The organism is Sphingomonas azotifigens NBRC 15497, from assembly GCF_002091475.1.
GTDB classification, from domain to species: domain Bacteria; phylum Pseudomonadota; class Alphaproteobacteria; order Sphingomonadales; family Sphingomonadaceae; genus Sphingomonas; species Sphingomonas azotifigens.
Map to the genome: position 1 here is coordinate 1 of NZ_BCTR01000027.1, position 17,643 is coordinate 17,643.

The 17,643-nt window shown below is 71.2% G+C and carries 24 protein-coding genes; 23 read left to right on the top strand and 1 reads right to left on the bottom strand.

Annotated features, from left to right (window positions below; genetic code table 11):
* Positions 1-52: 52 nt before the first annotated feature.
* The 22 genes from SAZ01S_RS10615 (at position 53) to SAZ01S_RS10710 (ending at position 15,231) form a co-directional block, all read left to right on the top strand.
* A complete protein-coding gene (locus SAZ01S_RS10615; protein ID WP_245824766.1) occupies positions 53-343 on the top strand; it encodes a hypothetical protein in 291 nt (96 codons plus the stop codon).
* On the top strand, positions 340-1,440 hold the full coding sequence (locus tag SAZ01S_RS10620; RefSeq protein ID WP_084582250.1) for a phage portal protein: 1,101 nt from the start codon (positions 340-342) through the stop codon (positions 1,438-1,440). Before SAZ01S_RS10615 ends, SAZ01S_RS10620 begins: the two co-directional genes overlap by 4 nt.
* Positions 1,437-1,745, top strand: a complete 309-nt coding sequence (locus tag SAZ01S_RS10625) for a DUF6127 family protein (RefSeq protein WP_084582251.1) — start codon at positions 1,437-1,439, stop codon at positions 1,743-1,745. Before SAZ01S_RS10620 ends, SAZ01S_RS10625 begins: the two co-directional genes overlap by 4 nt.
* A complete protein-coding gene (locus tag SAZ01S_RS10630; protein WP_084582252.1) occupies positions 1,742-2,110 on the top strand; it encodes an HK97 family phage prohead protease in 369 nt (122 codons plus the stop codon). The genes SAZ01S_RS10625 and SAZ01S_RS10630 overlap by 4 nt, the downstream gene beginning before the upstream one ends.
* Positions 2,111-2,143: 33 nt before the next feature.
* Positions 2,144-3,169 (top strand): phage major capsid protein, encoded by a 1,026-nt coding sequence (locus tag SAZ01S_RS10635; RefSeq protein ID WP_084582253.1) that lies wholly within the window; start codon positions 2,144-2,146, stop codon positions 3,167-3,169.
* 14 nt (positions 3,170-3,183) lie between these two features.
* Positions 3,184-3,450 carry a spike base protein, RCAP_Rcc01079 family gene (locus tag SAZ01S_RS10640; protein WP_084582254.1) on the top strand — a complete coding sequence of 89 codons (267 nt, stop codon included), beginning with the start codon at positions 3,184-3,186 and terminating at the stop codon, positions 3,448-3,450.
* Positions 3,450-3,587 carry a hypothetical protein gene (locus SAZ01S_RS24040; protein ID WP_167693138.1) on the top strand — a complete coding sequence of 46 codons (138 nt, stop codon included), beginning with the start codon at positions 3,450-3,452 and terminating at the stop codon, positions 3,585-3,587. Before SAZ01S_RS10640 ends, SAZ01S_RS24040 begins: the two co-directional genes overlap by 1 nt.
* A 2-nt stretch (positions 3,588-3,589) precedes the next feature.
* Positions 3,590-4,810: a hypothetical protein gene (locus SAZ01S_RS10645; protein WP_084582255.1), complete on the top strand. Its 1,221-nt coding sequence runs from the start codon at positions 3,590-3,592 to the stop codon at positions 4,808-4,810.
* Positions 4,811-4,821: 11 nt separating this feature from the next.
* Positions 4,822-4,953 carry a hypothetical protein gene (locus SAZ01S_RS24575; protein ID WP_281252157.1) on the top strand — a complete coding sequence of 44 codons (132 nt, stop codon included), beginning with the start codon at positions 4,822-4,824 and terminating at the stop codon, positions 4,951-4,953.
* A 61-nt stretch (positions 4,954-5,014) separates the two neighbouring features.
* A complete protein-coding gene (locus tag SAZ01S_RS10650) occupies positions 5,015-5,581 on the top strand; it encodes a head-tail connector protein (protein WP_084582256.1) in 567 nt (188 codons plus the stop codon).
* A gap of 14 nt (positions 5,582-5,595) precedes the next feature.
* Positions 5,596-5,775 (top strand): hypothetical protein, encoded by a 180-nt coding sequence (locus SAZ01S_RS10655; RefSeq protein WP_245824767.1) that lies wholly within the window; start codon positions 5,596-5,598, stop codon positions 5,773-5,775.
* Entirely contained in the window at positions 5,772-6,179 is a 408-nt protein-coding gene (gene gp17, locus SAZ01S_RS10660) for a tail completion protein gp17 (RefSeq protein ID WP_084582258.1), read from the top strand. Before SAZ01S_RS10655 ends, gp17 begins: the two co-directional genes overlap by 4 nt.
* A 260-nt stretch (positions 6,180-6,439) precedes the next feature.
* A complete protein-coding gene (locus SAZ01S_RS10665) occupies positions 6,440-6,847 on the top strand; it encodes a phage tail tube protein (protein WP_084582259.1) in 408 nt (135 codons plus the stop codon).
* Positions 6,844-7,158: a GTA-gp10 family protein gene (locus SAZ01S_RS10670; protein WP_084582260.1), complete on the top strand. Its 315-nt coding sequence runs from the start codon at positions 6,844-6,846 to the stop codon at positions 7,156-7,158. The genes SAZ01S_RS10665 and SAZ01S_RS10670 overlap by 4 nt, the downstream gene beginning before the upstream one ends.
* Positions 7,155-7,349, top strand: coding sequence for a phage tail assembly chaperone (locus SAZ01S_RS10675; protein WP_084582261.1), 195 nt, complete (start codon positions 7,155-7,157; stop codon positions 7,347-7,349). The genes SAZ01S_RS10670 and SAZ01S_RS10675 overlap by 4 nt, the downstream gene beginning before the upstream one ends.
* Positions 7,342-7,902, top strand: a complete 561-nt coding sequence (locus SAZ01S_RS10680) for a tail tape measure protein (RefSeq protein WP_084582262.1) — start codon at positions 7,342-7,344, stop codon at positions 7,900-7,902. The genes SAZ01S_RS10675 and SAZ01S_RS10680 overlap by 8 nt, the downstream gene beginning before the upstream one ends.
* Positions 7,902-10,154 carry a DUF2460 domain-containing protein gene (locus tag SAZ01S_RS10685; RefSeq protein WP_084582263.1) on the top strand — a complete coding sequence of 751 codons (2,253 nt, stop codon included), beginning with the start codon at positions 7,902-7,904 and terminating at the stop codon, positions 10,152-10,154. Before SAZ01S_RS10680 ends, SAZ01S_RS10685 begins: the two co-directional genes overlap by 1 nt.
* The gene (locus SAZ01S_RS10690) at positions 10,151-10,957 is read left to right on the top strand and encodes a phage/gene transfer agent baseplate hub protein (protein ID WP_084582264.1); all 807 of its coding nucleotides are present in this window, start codon (positions 10,151-10,153) and stop codon (positions 10,955-10,957) included. The genes SAZ01S_RS10685 and SAZ01S_RS10690 overlap by 4 nt, the downstream gene beginning before the upstream one ends.
* Positions 10,954-11,340, top strand: coding sequence for a hypothetical protein (locus SAZ01S_RS10695; protein ID WP_084582265.1), 387 nt, complete (start codon positions 10,954-10,956; stop codon positions 11,338-11,340). The genes SAZ01S_RS10690 and SAZ01S_RS10695 overlap by 4 nt, the downstream gene beginning before the upstream one ends.
* Entirely contained in the window at positions 11,340-13,505 is a 2,166-nt protein-coding gene (locus tag SAZ01S_RS10700; RefSeq protein ID WP_084582266.1) for a phage tail protein, read from the top strand. Before SAZ01S_RS10695 ends, SAZ01S_RS10700 begins: the two co-directional genes overlap by 1 nt.
* Positions 13,502-13,999 (top strand): DUF2793 domain-containing protein, encoded by a 498-nt coding sequence (locus SAZ01S_RS10705; protein WP_084582267.1) that lies wholly within the window; start codon positions 13,502-13,504, stop codon positions 13,997-13,999. Before SAZ01S_RS10700 ends, SAZ01S_RS10705 begins: the two co-directional genes overlap by 4 nt.
* A gap of 110 nt (positions 14,000-14,109) precedes the next feature.
* Entirely contained in the window at positions 14,110-15,231 is a 1,122-nt protein-coding gene (locus SAZ01S_RS10710; protein ID WP_084582373.1) for an OmpA family protein, read from the top strand.
* Positions 15,232-15,510: 279 nt separating this feature from the next.
* Here SAZ01S_RS10710 and ygfZ read toward each other — a convergent pair whose 3' ends face one another.
* Positions 15,511-16,245 carry a CAF17-like 4Fe-4S cluster assembly/insertion protein YgfZ gene (gene ygfZ, locus SAZ01S_RS10715; RefSeq protein WP_174596103.1) on the bottom strand — a complete coding sequence of 245 codons (735 nt, stop codon included), beginning with the start codon at positions 16,243-16,245 and terminating at the stop codon, positions 15,511-15,513.
* Positions 16,246-16,290: 45 nt separating this feature from the next.
* On the opposite strand from ygfZ, the gene SAZ01S_RS10720 reads away from it, so the two are divergent.
* Entirely contained in the window at positions 16,291-17,616 is a 1,326-nt protein-coding gene (locus SAZ01S_RS10720) for a dihydroorotase (RefSeq protein WP_084582269.1), read from the top strand.
* The last annotated feature ends 27 nt before the right edge of the window (positions 17,617-17,643 follow it).

Below are 17,643 nucleotides of genomic sequence, written 5' to 3' on the forward strand. Positions count from 1 at the left end.
CCTCCGCCTGGGAAAAGGGGAGACCGGCTTACTGCTTCAAAGGAGAACTCCAATGCGAAACTGCATGGCTGCAGGGCTGCTCGCCCTGCTGACGGGCGCGTGCGCGCTCGATGCGCAGACCGGAATCGCGGTCGGGGCCGGGGTGACGGTGGCGACGGCCGACCGCGATGGCGACGGCATGCTCGATGCCGCCGAGGTGCAGGCTTTGGTCGAACGTGTCTTCCCGCCGGACCGGTTCACCGGCGGCTTCTGGGACGGGATGCGCGCCAGCCTCACCGCCGCCTATTGGGCGCGCGACCTCGATCATGACGGCAAGCTCTCGGTGGCGGAGCTGGCGCGATGAAGTGGTTCGGGCGCAAGGCCGCGCGCGAGGGGCAGCGGCCGGCGCTGGCGCGCGGCGGCTGGGGCAGCTTCGGCGACTGGCCGCGCAGCTACGAGGTGCAGCTGCGCGAAGGCTATTGCCAGAACCCGGTGGCGCAGCGCGCGGTGCGGCTGGTCGCCGAGGGCGTGGGCGGGGCGCCGCTCCATGGTTCGGATCCTGCACTGGTGGCGCTGGTTTCCGCCGCCTCGGGCGGGCAGCGGCTGCTTGAGACGCTGGCGGCGCAGCTGCTGCTGCACGGCAATGCCTATCTCCAGCCGCTGACCGACGGGGCCGGGGCGGTCCAGGCGCTCTACGCGCTGCGGCCCGAGCGGGTGACGGTGGAGCCCGACGCGAGCGGCTGGCCGGTCGCCTATCGCTACCGGGTCGGCGAGCATGTCACCCGGCTGGCGGCGGACGATGGCGGGCGGCCGCAGATCGTCCACATCCGTGCCTTCCATCCGGCCGACGATCATTACGGGCTGGGCTGCCTCGATGCCGCGGCGGGCGCGATCGCGATCCACAATGCGGCGACGCGGTGGAACAAGGCGCTGCTCGACAATGCGGCGCGGCCGAGCGGGGCGCTGGTCTATGATCCCGGCGACGGATCGGCGCTGGCGCCCGACCAGTTCGCGCGGCTGAAGGACGAGATGGAGGCGGGCTTTGCCGGCGCCGCCAATGCCGGGCGGCCGATGCTGCTCGAAGGCGGGCTGAAGTGGCAGGCGATGAGCCTGACGCCCGCCGACATGGATTTCGTCGGCCTCAAGGCGGCGGCGGCGCGCGAGATCGCGCTGGCGTTCGGCGTGCCGCCGATGCTGCTCGGGCTGCCCGGGGATGCCGCCTATGCCAATTACCGCGAGGCCAATCGCGCGCTGTGGCGGCTCGCGATCCTGCCGATGGCCGAGCATCTGCTCGGCGGCATCGCGCAGGGGCTGGGCGCCTGGTTCCCGGGCGCGACGCTGGCGGTCGACCTCGATCGGGTGACGGCGCTGGCCGAGGACCGCGAGCGGCTGTGGCGGCAGGTCGCCGGCGCCGATTTCCTGACGAGCGACGAGAAACGCAAGATGGTGGGGTTGCCATGAACGACGGGACGATGCTGGCCCAGCTGATCGAGCAGGCCGAGAATGACGGTGCCGAGCTGACGACGCTGCGCGCGATCGCCGAGGAGGCGGGCACGGTGGGCGCCACGCGGGCGCTCGCGCGGCTCGGGCTCGAGGACAGCGGCGCCGCCAAGGACATGGCCGAGCTGCGCGAGCTGCTGGCGGCATGGCGCGACGCCAAGAAGTCGATGCTGAAGGCGGTGGTGCAGTGGGTGGGGCGCAGCCTCGCCGCGCTGGTGCTGGTGCTGCTGGCGATGCGGCTGGGCTTTCCCGGCTGGCTCAAATGAGCGTGCGCTTCGCCGGCTATGCGGCGGTGTTCGACGCCGTCGATCGCGGCGGCGACGTGGTGCGGCCGGGTGCCTTCGGGGCGGTGCGGCCGGTGCCCCTGCTCTGGCAGCATGGCGGCCGGCCGGTGGGCGCGATCGAGGCGATCGGCGAGGATGCGCGCGGGCTGCGGGTGATCGGGCGGGTCGATGATCCGCGGCTGGCGGCGCTGGTCGCGGACGGCGCGGTGGCGGGGCTGTCGTTCGGCTACCGCGTGGCGGCGGCGCGGCGCGGCCAGGTGCGCGAGCTGACCGCGCTCCAACTGATCGAGGTGAGCCTGGTGGCCGAACCGATGCAGCCGCTCGCGCGGGTGCACGCGGTGGCCTGAGTTTTTCCAATCTTTCTGGCGTGGGAGAAGATCATGGATGCGATGGAAACGAGCTTCGAACAGGTGACGCTGCCGCCGGTGCGGCCGATGCTGGCCGGCGGGCGGCCGGTGTCGAGCGCGGCGTTCGACGGCTATCTGCGCGGCGGCGTCGAGACCAAGGCGCTGTCGGGCAATAGCGGCGCGGAGGGCGGCTATGCGGTGCCGCGCGAAATCGACGCGCAGATCGACGGGACGCTGCAGGCGATCTCGCCGATCCGCAGCATTGCCAATGTCGTGAAGGTCGGGACGAGCGGCTATCGCAAGCTGGTCGCGAGCGGCGGCTTCGACAGCGGCTGGGCGGCCGAGACCGCCGCGCGGCCGATCACCGCTACGCCCACGTTCAACGAAGTCGCCCCGCCATTCGGCGAGCTTTACGCCAATCCGGCGGCGAGCCAGGCGATGCTCGACGATGCGATGTTCGACGTCGAGGCCTGGCTGGCCGGCGAGATCGCGCGCGAGTTCGCCCAGGCCGAGGGGACGGCGTTCGTCAGCGGCACGGGGGTGAACCAGCCCAAGGGCTTCCTCGCCGCGCCGACCGCGACGACGGCGGACTCGGCCCGCGCGTTCGGGACGCTGCAATATCTGGCGACCGGCGCGGCGGGCGCCTTTGCCGCCAACCCGGAAGAGAAGCTGATCGACCTGGTCCAGGCACTGCGCGCGCCCTATCGCCAGGGGGCGAGCTGGGTGATGAACTCGGCGACGCTGGCCCGGATCCGCAAGTTCAAGACCAGCGACGGCCAGCTGCTGTGGCAGCCCGGCATTGCCGCGGGCCAGCCGGCAACGCTGCTGGGGTACCCGGTGGTCGAGGCCGAGGACATGCCCGACATCGCCGCCAACGCCTTCGCGGTCGCCTTCGGCAATTTCCAGGCCGGCTATCTGATCGCCGAGCGCGGCGAGACGCAGCTGCTGCGCGATCCCTATTCGAACAAGCCGTTCGTCCATTTCTACGCGACCAAGCGGCTGGGCGGCATGGTGAGCAATTCGGAAGCGATCAAGCTTCTGAAGTTCGCCGCGAACTGAGCCGGGAGGGACGCATGGCAGACAGTTTCGCGAACCGCGCCGACGACGTCTCGGCGCCGGCGACGCTGGCGGTGGCGGTGGTGCCGAGCGACACCACGCCTCTCCCCGACATCCCCAAGGCGCTCTACGTCGGCACCGGCGGCACGGTGACGATGCGTGGCGTGGGTGGCGGCGCCGATTCGGTGTGGAGGAACGTGGCGAACGGCACCCTCCTGCCGTTCCGCGCACAATATGTGCGGGCGACGGGCACCAGCGCCGCCGACCTGCTGGCGCTCTACTGATGGACGGGCTGGCACTCTCTATCCCGGCGCTGGCGCGGCGGCGCCCGCCGCCGGCCTCGCCCGCGGGCGTGTCGACGCGCGTCGACCGCACCACCAGCACGGTGGATGCCACCGTGCGCACCATCGACAGGAGCTGAGCATGGCCAAGCAGAGCATCTATGTGGGTGCCGCCGCCAATGACGGCACCGGCGACTCCGAACGAGCCGCCTGGATCAAGGCCAACGCCAATTTCGACGAGCTGTACGACGCTGCGGCACGGCTGCCCAAGATCGAGAAGACCGTGGCCTACACCGCGACGAGCGACGATTGCGGCAAATCGATCCGCGCCGATGCGAGTGGCGGTGGCTTCACCGTCACCCTGCCGGCGAGCGCAGTGCGCGACGGCGACTTTCTGCGGGTGCAGAAGGGCGATGCGAGCACCAACCGGGTGACGGTGCGCAACGCCGCGAGCAGCGACATCGCCTGGCTCTCGGCGCCGGGCGACGCGGTGTGGCTGGTCTGGTGGAAGGGGGCGTGGGAGGCGTTCGACTGGCGCCTCGCACCGCTGCGCCTCGTGTTTGCGAGTTCGGGGACCAGCACCAAGCCGCCGCTGGCGACGGCACTGGAGGTGATGGTGGTCGGCGCGGGCGGCGGCGGCGGCTCCGGGCGATGCGGCGCGAGCGGAACCGTGCGCACGGGCGGGGGTGGCGGTGGCGGCGGCATGGTGCAGGTGGTGCGCTTCCCCGCAGCAGCCCATGGCGCGACGGAATCGGTGACGATCGGCGCCGGGGGCAGCGGCGGCGTTGCCGCCGGTTCCGGCGGTGCGAACGGCTTTGGCGGCGGCAGTGGCGGCGGCAGTTCGCTGGGCGGGCTGCTGCGCGCCGATGGCGGCAATGGCGGCGGCAGCGGCCAGACCACGAATGCGACCGGGGGACTCTCGCTGCCGAGCGGGACCTTCGGCCCGTTGGGGTCGGGCGGGATCAGCACGTCGGCCAACGCGTCGGGCGGGGGCGTCGGTGGGGGAACCGGCGGCGGAGCCGGCGGCGCGAGCATCGATGCGTCGAACAATGTGCGGGCGGCCGCCGCGGGCGGCGGGGGATCGACCCACTGTGCCAGTCCGGCCGCCGGCGGTGCCGCAGGGACCGCGTCGAGCCCGGCCGGCGGCGCCGGCGGCGCGGCCGATCCCAATCTTCATGCCGGCGGTGGCGGCGGCGGTGGCGGCTATTCCGGCAATCTCGTCGGTGCCGGCGGCGCCGGCGGCATGGGCGGGGCGCCGGGCGGCGGCGGCGGTGGTGGCGGTGCCTCCGATGTCGGCTTCGCGAGCGGCGCCGGGGGCACCGGCGGGCGCGGCGAGGTGCGCATCACCTGGACCTTCGGCTGAGGAGACTTGCAATGGCAGTCTATCGCGTGATCGAAGGCGGCGCGGTGGTGAACCGGATCGAGTGGGACGGGGTGTCGCCCTATGATCCCGGCGAGGGCCGGTCGCTGGAAGAAGAGCCCGCCCCGGCGCCCGCCGCCGAATAGCAGCGTCGCCGCGCCCCGCCGGACGGCATCGCGCGGCCCAATCAACAGAGGGAGACAGACCATGGACGCACCGCCCTTTCCGGCGGCGGCGATCGCGGACGCGTGCGCGGCGGTGAAGGACTATCTGCGGATCGAGGGCAGTGCCGCCGATGGCGCGATCGCCGCCGCCGCGCAGACCGCGCTGGCGCTGGGCGAACGCTTCACCGGCACCGCCTGGATCGCGCGCAGCTGGCAGAGCTGGCTGAGTCGATCGACCGATTGGCAGCGGCTGCCGATGGCGCCGGTGACCGCGATCGGGCTGGTGGAGCAGGTTGCCACCAGCGGCGCCGCGACGGCGCTGCCGGTGGATGCCTATGCGATCGATCTGGATGCGCGCGGGGAGGGTTGGGTGCGGCTGCTCGCGGTGGCGGACCCGACGCGACTGCGCGTCACCTTCGCCGCGGGCACCGCGCCGGGCTGGAAGGAGCTGCCGCCGCCGCTGGCGCAGGGGGCGGTGCTGCTCGCGGCGCACCTCGTGGAAGGCCGGGGCGATCCCGGCGCGCCGCCCGCGGCGGTGGTCGCCTTCTGGCGGCCATGGCGGCGGATGCAACTGATGGCGGGAGTGCGGCGATCATGCTGGAGCAGCTGAAGGCGCGCGGTTCGGTGCTGGGACACGACCGGGCCATGGCCGCCGCCGTGCGGCTGGCGGCGCAGGTGCACGAGCGCGTGCCCGGCGTCGCGGTATCGGTGGAGGAGACCACCGTCACCCTGTCCGGACGCGGGCTGTGGCGGCGCTGGCTCGCCGATCCGGGGCTACGCTGGCTGGGAGGGCTGCTGCGATGACGCCGCAGGAAGCGATCACCGCTGCGCTCCGCGCGGCGCTGGCGGGGCAGGCAAGCCTCGCCGCGCAGACCAATGGCGTCTTCGACGCGCCGCCGGTGCGGGAACTGCGCCCCTATCTGCTCATCGACGATCCGGTGATGACCGACTGGAGCACCAAGGACCAGGACGGGCGCGAGGTGCGGATCGCCGTGCTGGTCCGCGACACCGGGCAGGCCCGGCAGCGCGCGCGCGCGCTCGCCGGCGCGGTGGAAGCAGCGGTGGCGGCGATGCCCGCGGCGCTCGGCGATGGCTGGCGGGTGGTGAGCCGGGTGCTGCTCCGCACGCGGATCGTCGCGGAAGACGCGGCGACGCTGAGCGCGATCGTGGAGTTCCGGGTGCGGATGCTGCGGACGCCGGCGGCGTAGCTGAGCAACTTCGGGATAGCGCTGATCCTTGCCGTGCAAGTGCAGGCAATCGCCCGCAGAGCGGGAGGAGGCCAGCACTTCCGACCTCCCCGTCATTCCCGCGAAAGCGGGAATCCATTCGCCTGTGCGTCCGAGGAAAGAACTGCGGCGTCAGTGCCAATGGATCCCCGCCTTCGCGGGGATGACGGCCGCTTTGGATCACATGCAATTGTTCCCCCCGGAAGGGAGGGGCTTTCCGAGCAAAAACAAGGAGACATTCTATGGCAGCGGAGAAGGGCAGCGCCTTTCTGCTCAAGGTGGGCAATGGCGCGACGCCGGTGGTCTATGCCACCGTGGCGGGGCTGCGGACGACGCAGCTTTCGGTGAATGGTGAGGCGGTGGCGATCACCAGCAAGGATTCGGGCGGCTGGCGCGAGCTGCTGTCCGGCGCTGGGGTGCGATCGGTGAGCGTGTCCGCTGCCGGGGTATTCACCGGATCGGCGGCGGAGGTGCGGGTGAAGGCCAATGCGCTCGCCGGCACGCTCGACGATTACCGGCTGAGCTTCGAGAGCGGCGAGACGATGACGGCCAAGTTCCTGGTCACCCGGCTCGACTATGCCGGCGATTTCAATGGCGAGCGCAGCTACACGCTGAGCCTGGAGAGCTCCGGGCCGGTGGTGAGCGCATGAGCGGCGCGGCGAACCCGGTGCGTGGGGAGGCGACGCTGGAGGTGGGCGGCGTACCGCTCGTGCTGCGGCCGAGCTTCGAGGCGCTGGTCGCCGCCGAGGCCGAGCTGGGGCCGCTGTTCGCGCTGGTCGAGCGCGCCGCCGGCGGGCGGCTGGGGCTGGGCGAGATGGTTGCGCTGTTCTGGCATTGCCGCAAGGCGGCGCCCGAGGGACTGACGCGCGAGGCGTTTTCGGAAGGCGTGGCAGCAGGCGGTCTGGCGGCGGCGACGCCCGCGCTGAAGGCGCTGATCGGCCAGATTTTGGCGGGGCGATGATGCGGTTCGCCGATGCCGCGCAGCGGCTGGCGGGGCTGGCCGGGCTCGCCTTTGGCTGGAGCCCCGACCGGTTCTGGCGGGCGACGCCAGCCGAACTGGCGGCGCTGGTAGCGGCGGCCGGGGGCGACGCCGGTGCGCCGCCGACTCCCGACCTGATCGCCCGATTGCAGGAGCAATTTCCCGATGGATGAGGAAATCGAACGGCTGGTGGTCTCGGTGCGTGCCGATACCGCCGGCTTCGCGCGCGATGTCGACGCGATGCGCGGCACGCTGGAGGGGCCGCTCGAGGCGGGGGCCGAGCGGGCCGGCAGGTCGATCGAGACGACGCTGTTGCGCGCTGCCCGGACCGGCAAGATCGGCTTCGACGATCTCGCCACGATCGCGCTGAAGGCGATGGACGAAATCGCCAAGGCGGCGCTCGACATCGCCTTTTCCTCGATCGGCGGCAAGGGCGGCGGGGCGGGCGGCCTGATCGGGCTGCTGGGCGGGCTGATCGGCAGCCCGGGACGCGCGACCGGCGGGCCGGTGAGTCCTAGCCGCCCCTATTGGGTGGGCGAGCGCGGGCCCGAGCTGTTCGTGCCGACCAGCGCGGGCCAGGTTGCGGCGCCGATGCAGGGCGGCGCGCGCGACGTCCGCGTGTCGATCACCGTCAACGCCGCCGCCGACGCCGCGCCGCGTGCGCTCGCGCAATCGAGCCGGCAGGTGGCGCGGGCGGTGCGCAGCGCACTGGCGGGGCTCGACTGATGGGCTGGTGGCTCGCCGATCGGCGGCGCGACCAGGCCGAGGGCGTGATCAGCCGCTTCGACCCCGTCTATTGGACGGTGAACTTTCCGCGGCCGATGATGGCGAGCGTGGTGACCACTGCGCCCGACGCGCTGCGGGTGGATCTGGTGTTCCAGCGGCGCGGCGATCTTGCCGGGCTGATCTGGGAGGCGGAGGACCGCTACGACCATCCGCTGCTCGGCTATGCGACGCAGCGGGACTTCCGCGACTGCCGGTTGCGGTTTCGCTGGCGCTCGTCGGGCGTGATCGCGCTCGATGGCGTGGGCGGCCCGGTGCTGACGATCGAGGGGCGCGACGCCGGCGGAGCGGCGCGGACCTGGTATGTGCGGCTGTGGAACTATGCCAGCGGGACTCCCGAGGATGCCGCGGTCGAGCTCGATTTCGCCACGCTGCAGGGCGGGTTCCTGCTGCCGGGCGAGGCGGATCCGGTATGGGCGGGGGATGTCGACCGGATGTTCGTCTCGCTGGTGCCGCCGGGCTATGTCGCCGGGGACACCACGCCGGCGGCGCGCGAGGGTTGGGTAGAGCTGCGCGAGATCGCCTGCGACGGGCCGGGATCGGTGCTGGCGATCGGCGATGTCGTCGTGCCCGAACACGGCCTGTCGATCGCGACCGGCTATGACGACGCCTACAACCAGACGCCGGCGCGCCTGCTGCGCAGCATGCTGCAGCTCGGCTATCGCGGCGACATTCTCCATTATGTGGGAATGAGCCATTATTTCCGGCTCGAGCCGGCCTCGGGCGGGTTCTACGCGAGCCTGGCGGGCGGCGCGCTCAACCGGGCGTGCGCGGCGTGGCATGCGGATTTCGCCGCCCGCGCGCACGCGCTCGGCTATGGCGTGATCTGGTCGTTGAGCTATGAACTGCTCGACCAGCATTGCTGGGGCGACTGGAAGCAGCGGGCTGCCGATGGCAGCCCGGCGCTGACCGGATGGGATCCGCCCTCGACCCTGCTGTCGCCGGCGCATGGCGGGGCGATGGCCTATCTGCGCGCGGTGGCGTTGGCGTTCGTCGGCATCGCGCAGGCGGCGGGGCTGCCGGTGCAGGTGCAGATCGGTGAGCCCTGGTGGTGGGTGATGGCCGATGGCCGGCTGTGCATCCACGATGCCGCGGCCAGGGCCGCGCTGGGCAATCCGGCGGCACAGAATCTGCGGGGCGCGGTGAACACCGGCGTGCTCGACGCGGCGGGGGCGCTGCTCGCCGCGTCGACGCTGGCGCTGCGCGACGCGGTGAAGGCCGCGGCGCCCGGCGCGCGGGTGCTGCTGCTCGCCTATCTGCCGACCCTGCTCGATCCGGCGATGCCCGAGGCGCGGCGGGTCAACCTGCCGTCGGGCTGGGCATCGCCTGCGTTCGAGGTGCTGCAGCTCGAGGATTATGACTGGGCGGCGGCGGGCAATGCCGCGGCGTCCGATCAGGGCGTGGCAACGGCGCAGGCGCGGCTCGGCTATCCGCCGGGGCGGCAGCATTATCTCGCCGGCTTCGTGCTGCGCGCAGCGGACAAGGCGCAGTGGCGTGCGATTGCCGACGCCGCGGCGCGGGCGCGATCGCGGGGCGTCGCGGCGACCTATGTGTGGGCGCTCCCCCAGGTGGCGCGCGATGGCTTCACCCATTTCGACCAGGAGGCGGATGTGGCGCCCTTCGACGACGTGCTGTTCCCGATCGCGCTCGGGCGCGAGGCGGAAGTGGCGCCCGAGCTATCGACCGCGATCGTGACCAGCGCCGGCGGTGCCGAGCGGCGCAACGCCGCCTGGGCCGAGGCGCGGACGCATTATGATGTCGGCCCCGGCGTGCGGTCCGAGGCCGACATCGCCGCGCTGCTCGCCTTTTTCCGCGCCCGGATGGGGCCGGCGCGCGGCTTTCGCCTCCGCGATCCGTTCGATTTCCAGGCGACCGACGAGCTGCTGGGTATGGGCGACGGTGCGACTGCCCGTTTCCAGCTGGTCAAGACCTATGGCGAGAGCGTGCGGCGGATCACCCGTCCGGTGGCGGGTACCGTGGCGATCAAGCTCAACGGCGTCGCCACTACCGCCTTCACGCTGGGTGTCGGCGGCGCGGTGACGCTTGCCGTGGCGCCCGCGGCGGGGGGCCGGGTCACCGCCTCCTTCCTGTTCGACGTGCCGGTGCGCTTTGCCGAGGATCAGCTGCGGGTGAGCCGCGCGACCTTCCTGGCGGGCGTCGCCGCCTCGGTGCCGCTGGTGGAGATCCGCGAATGAGCTGGCTGGAGGGAACGCTGACCACCGTCACCCTGTGCTGGCGGATCGAGCGGCGCGACGGGGTGACGATCGGGCTGACCGCGCATGACCGCGACCTGATGGTCGACGGGCTGCTCTACCGCGCCGCGCCCGGCATGACGCCGAGCGCGGTGGAGCGCAGCGCGTCGCTGGAGGCGGACAGCATGGACGTGCACGGGGTGCTGTCCAGCGAGGCGATCGCCGAGGCGGACCTGCTGGCCGGCCGCTGGGACGGCGCGCGCGTCGCGCTGTTCGCGATCGACTGGATGGCGCCGGACACGCTTGTGCCGCTCGGCTCGGGCACGATCGGCGCGATCGAGACCCGTGACGGCGCGATCACCGCCGAACTGCGCGGCCTCACCGCCGCCTTCGACGCGCCGGTGGCCGAGGCGACTTCGCCGGACTGCCGGGCGACGCTGGGCGATGCGCGGTGCCGGGTGGCGATGGCGGGGCGACGTCGTTTCGCGCGAGTGCTGGGGGTCGTGGACACGGTGGTGACTGTCGATACGTCCGAGGCGGTTGCAAATGCCTATGGCGGCGGGCGCCTGCGCTGGTTCGGCGGCGCGAACAGCGGGCTGGAGGACGCGGTCGCCGCCTCCGACGGCGCCCGGCTGACGCTGGGGCGCCCGCCGCGGTTCGAGGGTGCCGGCGCGCTGGTCGAACTGATCGAGGGCTGCGACGGGAGGTTCGAGACCTGCGCAGGGCGGTTCGCCAACGCCGCCAATTTCCGTGGCGAGCCCTATCTGCCCGGCAACGACCTGCTGACCCGGTATCCCGGCGCATGAGCAGCGCGGCAGTAGTCGCGGCGGCGCGCGCGGCGATCGGCACCCGCTTTCGGTTCCACGGGCGGGGGGATGCGGACGGGCTCGACTGCGTCGGGCTGGCGGCGCTGGCGCTCGGCCGGAGCGCGCCCGACAGCTATGCCGTGCGCACCGGCGATACGGCGCGGGTGACGGCGGCGCTGCGCGCGGCGGGGCTGGTCGCGGTGGACGAGGCGCAGGCAGGCGACCTGCTGCTGTGCCGGAGCGGGCCGGGGCAGCTGCACCTGGCGATCCGGACCGAGGACGGGATCGTCCATGCCGATGCGATGGCGCGGCGCGTGGTCGAGCGGCCGGGGCCGGTGCCCTGGCCGGTCCTGAGCTGCTGGCGGCGGGGGGAGGACGACTGATGGCGACGATGGTGCTGACGGTGGCGGGCGGGCTGATCGGCGGTCCGCTCGGCGCCGGGCTGGGCGGGCTGATCGGCAATGCGATCGATCACCAGCTGCTGTTCAAGCCGGGTACCCTCGAGGGGGCGCGGCTCGCCGATCTGCGGGTGCAGACATCGAGCTACGGCACGGCCATCCCGAAGCTGTTCGGGACGATCCGCGTCGCCGGCTGCGTGATCTGGGCGACGGACCTGATCGAGCACCGTTCGACGCAGGGCGGCGGCAAGGGGCGCCCCTCGACCACCTCCTACAGCTATACCGCCTCGTTCGCGGTGGCGCTCTCCAGCCGGCCGGTCCTGCGGGTCGGGCGGATCTGGGCGGATGGGCAGTTGCTGCGCGGTGCCGCGGGCGACTTCAAGGTTCGCACCGGCTTCCGGCTATATGCGGGCGGCGAAGACCAGCCGGTCGATCCGCTGATCGCGTCGATCGAAGGCGCGGGTCGCGCGCCCGCCCATCGCGGCCTGGCCTATGCGGTGTTCGAGGATCTGGAGCTGGCGAGCTTCGGCAATCGGATTCCGCAGCTGACCTTCGAAGTCGTCGCCGATGCCGATGCGGTTCGGGCGGGCGATGTCGCCGCGACTGTGGGGGCCGTCGAAGCCGGGGAACTGGTGACCCAGCTCGCGGGCTTTTCCGCGCAGGGAACGGTGCGCGAGACCCTGGATGCGCTGTGCGCCGCGGCGGGTGGCTGGCTGTGCGGCGCCGGGGACGGAATCGCACTGCGCGCCGGTATCGGGGAGGGGGCCGCGCTTGCCGATCAGGGTTTTACCGATGGCGCAGCCGCGGGCGGGCGCGGCGCGCGGAGCATCGCCGCCCCGGATGCGGCCCCGCGGCGGCTGAGCATTGGCTATTATGATCCCGCGCGTGACTATCAGGCGGGCGTGCAGCAGGCATGCCGACCGGGCCCGGGCAGCCGCGAGACCCGTATCGACTTGCCCGCGGTTCTCGATGCCGCGGCGGCCAAGACGATGGCTGCCGCCGCGCTCGCGCGGGCCGAGCTGGCACGCGAGCGGCGCACGCTGGCGCTCGGCTGGGAGGCGTTGGATGTCGCACCTGGCGCGCGGGTCACCATCGACGGCGCGCCGGGCCAGTGGCGAGTCGATCGATGGTCGCTCGAGCATATGGTGGTGAAGCTCGAATGCGTGCCGATCGCCGCGGCGCCGCTTGCCGGCCCGGCCAGTGCGGGACGCGCCGTCGCGGCGCCGGATGAACGGAGGGGGCGCACCATTCTGTGCCCGTTCGAATTGCCGCCGCTGGACGATGTGGCCGCAACCACCCCGAAACTGGTGGTCGCCGCCGCTGGCGCGGCGAGCGGATGGCGCAGCGCCGCGCTGCTCGCCAGCGTCGATGGCGGGGCCAGCTGGGCCGCGGCGGGGGATACGGCCTATCCGGCGGTGCTCGGCACGGCGCGCACGCCGCCGGGGACGGGCCGCGCCGCGCTGATCGACATGGCAAGCTTTGCCGAGGTCGAGCTGGCGCACGCCGGGATGGCGCTTTCGCACGCCGATATGGCCGGGCTGGACGCTGGCGCCAATCTCGCCATGCTGGGGGACGAACTGCTCCAGTTCGGCCGCGCCGATCCGATCGGCGGCACGCGCTGGCGGCTCTCCCAGCTCTGGCGCGGCCGCCGTGGTACCGACATCGCCATTGGTACGCAGCAGCCGGGAGACCGTTTCGTGCTCGTGGCGCGCGACACGCTGAAGGCGCTCGATCTGACGATCGCCCTCGGCGGGACGGTCGCGCTGCTCGCGCAGGGCGTCGACGACTCGACGGACGCCCAACCGCAGCGCGTGACGAGCAACGGCATCTCGCTGCTGCCCCCGGCGCCGGTGCAACTCTCCGCTAACCGTGAGGGCACCGCGACCCGGCTGCGCTGGGTGCGCCGCAGCCGCAGCGGTTGGGCGTGGCGGGATGGCGTCGACGTGCCCCTGGTCGAAGAGCGCGAGGCCTATCAGATCGAGATCGAAGGTGCCGTGGGACGACGCGTGGCCACGGTCGAGGTGCCCGTCTACCTGCTTTCGGCGCAGGATCGCGCGGGCCCGCTCTTCATCCGGGTGCGACAGATCGGTACCCACGGAATGTCGGCGGCCGCGCAGCTATTGCTTTCAAGCCTCGGAGACGAACAATGACGGTCTCGCCTACCCCGCGACTTGCGCTGCCGCTGCTGGAACCCGGCCAGGCGCAGAAGGAGATGTTCCACAACGAAGCGCTGGCGCTGCTCGACATCAGCGTTCAGGCGGCCGCCTTGGCTGTGGCGACGGTGCCGCCGGACGCGCCTGCGCTCGGCCAGTGCTGGATCCTCACTGCTGCACCGCAAGGCGCATGGGCCGGACATGCAGGCGGGCTGGCCGCCTGGACGGACGGCGGCTGGCGTTTCGTTGCACCGCGGGAGGGCATGCGGGTCTGGGTGATCGCGGACCGTGCGGTTGCAACCTATCGCGACGGGCAATGGTACCAGGGCCAGACCTATGGCAGACTTTTTATCGAGGGACGTCAGGTAGTTGGCCCGCGGGAGCCAAATGTGTCGGAACCGACGGGCGGCGCGACGGTTGACGCACAAGCGAGAAGCGCAATTACGGCGGTCTTGCAAACGTTGCGCCGTCACGGCCTGATTGAAGGTTAGTTGATGTGACGTTTGTGCAACAGTCCGCGGTTTTGTGCGCTTGCGCCGAAACTTTGGTTTGAGTAGTGAGTTTGGCCTGTCCGAATGGACGACCATGAAAGGGGATTATGATGCGGAAGCTTGCCGTCACTTTGGCGCTCGCCACGACCGCGCTGAGCACGCCCGCCTTTGCCCGCGATGACGCGTGGTACGTGGGTGTTGAAGGCGGCGCGATGCTCGTCGAGGACATTCACTTCGACGTCGGCGCCAGCAAGGATGTTGTGACGCAGAATAACCATGTCGGTTACGACGTGGGCGGTAACATCGGTTACGACTTCGGTCCGTTCCGCGCGGAAGCCGAAGTGAGCTATCGCCGCGCTCGCGTCGACAGCGCGCGCACCTCGATTCTGCTGCCGAGCGGTCCGGGCCTCGTTGCTCCGGCCGGCAGCTACGAGCAGGCGAGCGGCAGCACCTCGGCTCTGTCGTTCATGGTCAACGGCCTGCTCGACTTCGGTGAAGACAACGGCCTGCAGGGCTTCGTCGGCGGCGGTGCGGGTGTGGCCCGCATCAAGGATCGTCTGCGCGTCGGCGCGAACGACACCGTCAACGACTCGGACACCGTGTTCGCGTGGCAGGCAATTGCCGGCGTCCGCGCGCCGATCAACAAGAATGTCGACGTGTCGCTGAAGTATCGCTTCTTCAACGCGCCCGACGTCAAGCTGGTCGACATCGGCGGCAACCAGTGGAAGGGCCGCTATCGTTCGCACAGCCTGCTGGTCGGCCTGACCTACAACTTCGGTGCGCCGGAAGAGCCCGCTGCTCCGCCGCCGCCGCCGCCGCCGCCGCCGGTTGCTGAGCCGGCTCCGCCGCCCCCGCCGCCCCCGGCTCCGGAAGCCAAGGTCTGCACGCCTGGGCCGTACATCGTGTTCTTCGACTGGAACAAGTCGGACATCACGCCGGAAGCAGCGAGCATCCTGGACAATGCGATCAGCAACTATGCCGATTGCAGCAACACCAAGGTTGTCATCGCCGGCTACACCGACCGTTCGGGTTCGGCGAGCTACAATGTCGGCCTGTCGCAGCGTCGTGCGGACACCGTGCGCAGCTACTTCACCGGCAAGGGCATTCCGGACGGCGTCATCACCGCGCAGGGCTTCGGCGAAAGCAACCCGCGCGTTCCGACCGCCGACGGCGTTCGCGAACTCCAGAACCGTCGCGTGGAAATCACCTACGGTCCGGGTTCGGGCATGTAATTGCCGCCTTCCCGCAAGGGATGGGAGCAAAGAGGGGAGACCGGGCAACCGGTCTCCCTTTCTTTTTGTGGGATGCGTCCGTGCCGGGAGCCAGAACGGCCCGTTGCTTGGCGACGTCGTGGATCAGGGCGAGGGGACATTTCACCTCACGTCATCCCGGCGAAAGCCGGGATCCATTCGCCTCTCGGTATCGGCAAGTGCGGCGACGGGGCCCCAAATGGATCCCGGCTTCCGCCGGGATGACGGTGTGGTGGTGGGCGGCCGAGTGCAGCGCTGCCGTCAGTCTTCCGCCGAGAGCGCTGCCGCGAGCCATTCCGGCACCAGCGCGTCACCCAGCGCTTCGACCCGGCGCAGCTCGACCATCTTGCCGAGTTCGGGATAGACGGCGCGGCTGCGCTCGCCCGCTTCGGCGAGTGGCACCACGACGAGCCGCCGATTCACCTTGGCGCGATAGTGCATGCGTGCGGTGTTCTCCTGTCCGACATAGCAGCCCTTGGTGTAGCTGACGCCGTTCAGTTCCTGCGCGTTGCATTCCAACCACAGGGTCTTGTCGCTGCCGAGCTCCGCCACGCCTTCGGTTACGCCGAGCGCGAGCCGATGCGCGCGCCACGCATCCGCCGCGCTGGGGCAGGCCGTTCCGCCCAGCCAGCGATAGCCGAGCGCCGGCAGGCGCGGGTCGGGAACGGCGGTACCACGCGGCGACGGCGACCAGTGCACGCCGCCGTCGATCGCCTCGATCGCGATTTCCCGGCGCAGGCGGTACATCGTCAGTCGGCGCGCGAGGGCGTCACGTGCGCTCGCCTCGCAATCGATCAGGATCGCGTCGCCGTCCGCCCACAGCACGAAATCGAACAGCGCCTTGCCTTGCGGCGTAAGCAGCCCCGCCCATTGCGGCGTCTCGGGCGTCACGCTCGCAAGGTCCTGCGTGAGCAGGCCCTGGAGGAAGCCGCGAACATCGTCGCCGGAAAGGCGCAGCAGCGCGCGATCGTCGAGCCAGGTGCTGGTATCGTCCATGCCGAACAGGTAGGACGCCGCAAACGCTGACAAAAGAGGCAAGCCATGGCGAATGTCGAACTCAAGCTGCGCGGCGGCCGCGTGCACCTCCCGAGCGGACCCGCCGAGGTGGATGTTGGCGTATCCGGCGGCAAGATCGTCGCGATCGGCAATGTCGGCGATGCCGCCGAGACGATCGACTGCACCGGGCTCGACGTGTTGCCCGGCGTGATCGATAGCCAGGTCCATTTCCGCGAGCCGGGGCTCGAATATAAGGAAGACCTGGAAAGCGGCAGCCGATCGGCGGTGCTGGGCGGGGTGACCGCGGTGTTCGAGATGCCGAACACCAAGCCCAATACCGACAGCGCCGACGCCGTGGCCGACAAGCTCAAGCGCGCCCATCATCGCATGTGGTGCGACCATGCCTTCTATGTCGGCGCGACCAACCATAATGCCGAGCATCTCGCCGAACTCGAGCGGCTCCCGGGGACGGCTGGCGTGAAGATCTTCATGGGCGCCTCGACCGGTGACCTGCTGGTGTCCGACGACGCCAATCTCGCGCGGGTGCTCGCCTCCGGCCATCGGCGGGTGGCGATCCATGCCGAGGACGAGTTCCGGATGCAGGAACGGCTTGGCGAGCGGGTGGCGGGCGTTCCCTCGTCGCACCCGGTGTGGCGCGACGACGAGAGCGCAATCCTCGCCACGCGCCGTATCCTGCGGCTGGCCCGCGAAGCACGGCGGCGGATCCATGTCCTCCACGTCACGACACCGGCCGAGCTCGAGTTGCTCGGGCAGCACAAGGATATCGCGACCTGCGAGGTTACCCCGCAGCATCTGACGCTGGCGGGCGAGGAGGCGTATCCCGCGATTGGCACCTATGCGCAGATGAACCCGCCGATCCGCTCGGGCGCGCATCGCGATGGGCTGTGGCACTGGCTGCGCCAGGGCGTCCCCGACGTGCTCGGCTCGGACCATGCGCCGCACACCCGCGAGGAAAAGGCCAAGCCCTATCCGGACAGCCCCAGCGGCATGCCCGGCGTGCAGACTCTGCTGCCGCTGATGCTCAACCATGTCGCAGAGGGCCGGCTGACGCTGCAGCGGCTGATCGACCTGACCAGCGCCGGTCCGCAGCGGATCTTCGGGCTGGTCGGCAAGGGCAGGATCGTGCCGGGCTATGATGCCGACTTCACCGTCGTCGACCTCAAGGCGCGCTGGACGGTGGATGCGGCCTGGCTCGCCTCGCGCTGCGGCTGGTCGCCGTTCACCGGTATGGAACTCACGGGCCGCCCGGTCGGCACGATCATTCGCGGCAACCGGGTGATGTGGGAAGGTCAGCTGGCCAATGCGGCGATCGGCGAGCCGGTCAAGTTCGAAGCCGTCGCATTCGGCTGAAGGCGGGGCGGGGCTGCGCGTGCGGCC

Excerpts from the sequence above, each read along its gene's own strand:
- SAZ01S_RS10615 (WP_245824766.1), top strand. The coding sequence starts at position 53 with ATGCGAAACTGCATGGCTGCAGGGCTGCTCGCCCTGCTGACGGGCGCG.
- SAZ01S_RS10620 (WP_084582250.1), top strand. The coding sequence starts at position 340 with ATGAAGTGGTTCGGGCGCAAGGCCGCGCGCGAGGGGCAGCGGCCGGCG.
- SAZ01S_RS10625 (WP_084582251.1), top strand. The coding sequence starts at position 1,437 with ATGAACGACGGGACGATGCTGGCCCAGCTGATCGAGCAGGCCGAGAAT.
- SAZ01S_RS10630 (WP_084582252.1), top strand. The coding sequence starts at position 1,742 with ATGAGCGTGCGCTTCGCCGGCTATGCGGCGGTGTTCGACGCCGTCGAT.
- SAZ01S_RS10635 (WP_084582253.1), top strand. The coding sequence starts at position 2,144 with ATGGATGCGATGGAAACGAGCTTCGAACAGGTGACGCTGCCGCCGGTG.
- SAZ01S_RS10640 (WP_084582254.1), top strand. The coding sequence starts at position 3,184 with ATGGCAGACAGTTTCGCGAACCGCGCCGACGACGTCTCGGCGCCGGCG.
- SAZ01S_RS24040 (WP_167693138.1), top strand. The coding sequence starts at position 3,450 with ATGGACGGGCTGGCACTCTCTATCCCGGCGCTGGCGCGGCGGCGCCCG.
- SAZ01S_RS10645 (WP_084582255.1), top strand. The coding sequence starts at position 3,590 with ATGGCCAAGCAGAGCATCTATGTGGGTGCCGCCGCCAATGACGGCACC.
- SAZ01S_RS24575 (WP_281252157.1), top strand. The coding sequence starts at position 4,822 with ATGGCAGTCTATCGCGTGATCGAAGGCGGCGCGGTGGTGAACCGGATC.
- SAZ01S_RS10650 (WP_084582256.1), top strand. The coding sequence starts at position 5,015 with ATGGACGCACCGCCCTTTCCGGCGGCGGCGATCGCGGACGCGTGCGCG.
- gp17 (WP_084582258.1), top strand. The coding sequence starts at position 5,772 with ATGACGCCGCAGGAAGCGATCACCGCTGCGCTCCGCGCGGCGCTGGCG.
- SAZ01S_RS10665 (WP_084582259.1), top strand. The coding sequence starts at position 6,440 with ATGGCAGCGGAGAAGGGCAGCGCCTTTCTGCTCAAGGTGGGCAATGGC.
- SAZ01S_RS10670 (WP_084582260.1), top strand. The coding sequence starts at position 6,844 with ATGAGCGGCGCGGCGAACCCGGTGCGTGGGGAGGCGACGCTGGAGGTG.
- SAZ01S_RS10675 (WP_084582261.1), top strand. The coding sequence starts at position 7,155 with ATGATGCGGTTCGCCGATGCCGCGCAGCGGCTGGCGGGGCTGGCCGGG.
- SAZ01S_RS10680 (WP_084582262.1), top strand. The coding sequence starts at position 7,342 with ATGGATGAGGAAATCGAACGGCTGGTGGTCTCGGTGCGTGCCGATACC.
- SAZ01S_RS10685 (WP_084582263.1), top strand. The coding sequence starts at position 7,902 with ATGGGCTGGTGGCTCGCCGATCGGCGGCGCGACCAGGCCGAGGGCGTG.
- SAZ01S_RS10690 (WP_084582264.1), top strand. The coding sequence starts at position 10,151 with ATGAGCTGGCTGGAGGGAACGCTGACCACCGTCACCCTGTGCTGGCGG.
- SAZ01S_RS10695 (WP_084582265.1), top strand. The coding sequence starts at position 10,954 with ATGAGCAGCGCGGCAGTAGTCGCGGCGGCGCGCGCGGCGATCGGCACC.
- SAZ01S_RS10700 (WP_084582266.1), top strand. The coding sequence starts at position 11,340 with ATGGCGACGATGGTGCTGACGGTGGCGGGCGGGCTGATCGGCGGTCCG.
- SAZ01S_RS10705 (WP_084582267.1), top strand. The coding sequence starts at position 13,502 with ATGACGGTCTCGCCTACCCCGCGACTTGCGCTGCCGCTGCTGGAACCC.
- SAZ01S_RS10710 (WP_084582373.1), top strand. The coding sequence starts at position 14,110 with ATGCGGAAGCTTGCCGTCACTTTGGCGCTCGCCACGACCGCGCTGAGC.
- ygfZ (WP_174596103.1), bottom strand. The coding sequence starts at position 16,245 with ATGGACGATACCAGCACCTGGCTCGACGATCGCGCGCTGCTGCGCCTT.
- SAZ01S_RS10720 (WP_084582269.1), top strand. The coding sequence starts at position 16,291 with ATGGCGAATGTCGAACTCAAGCTGCGCGGCGGCCGCGTGCACCTCCCG.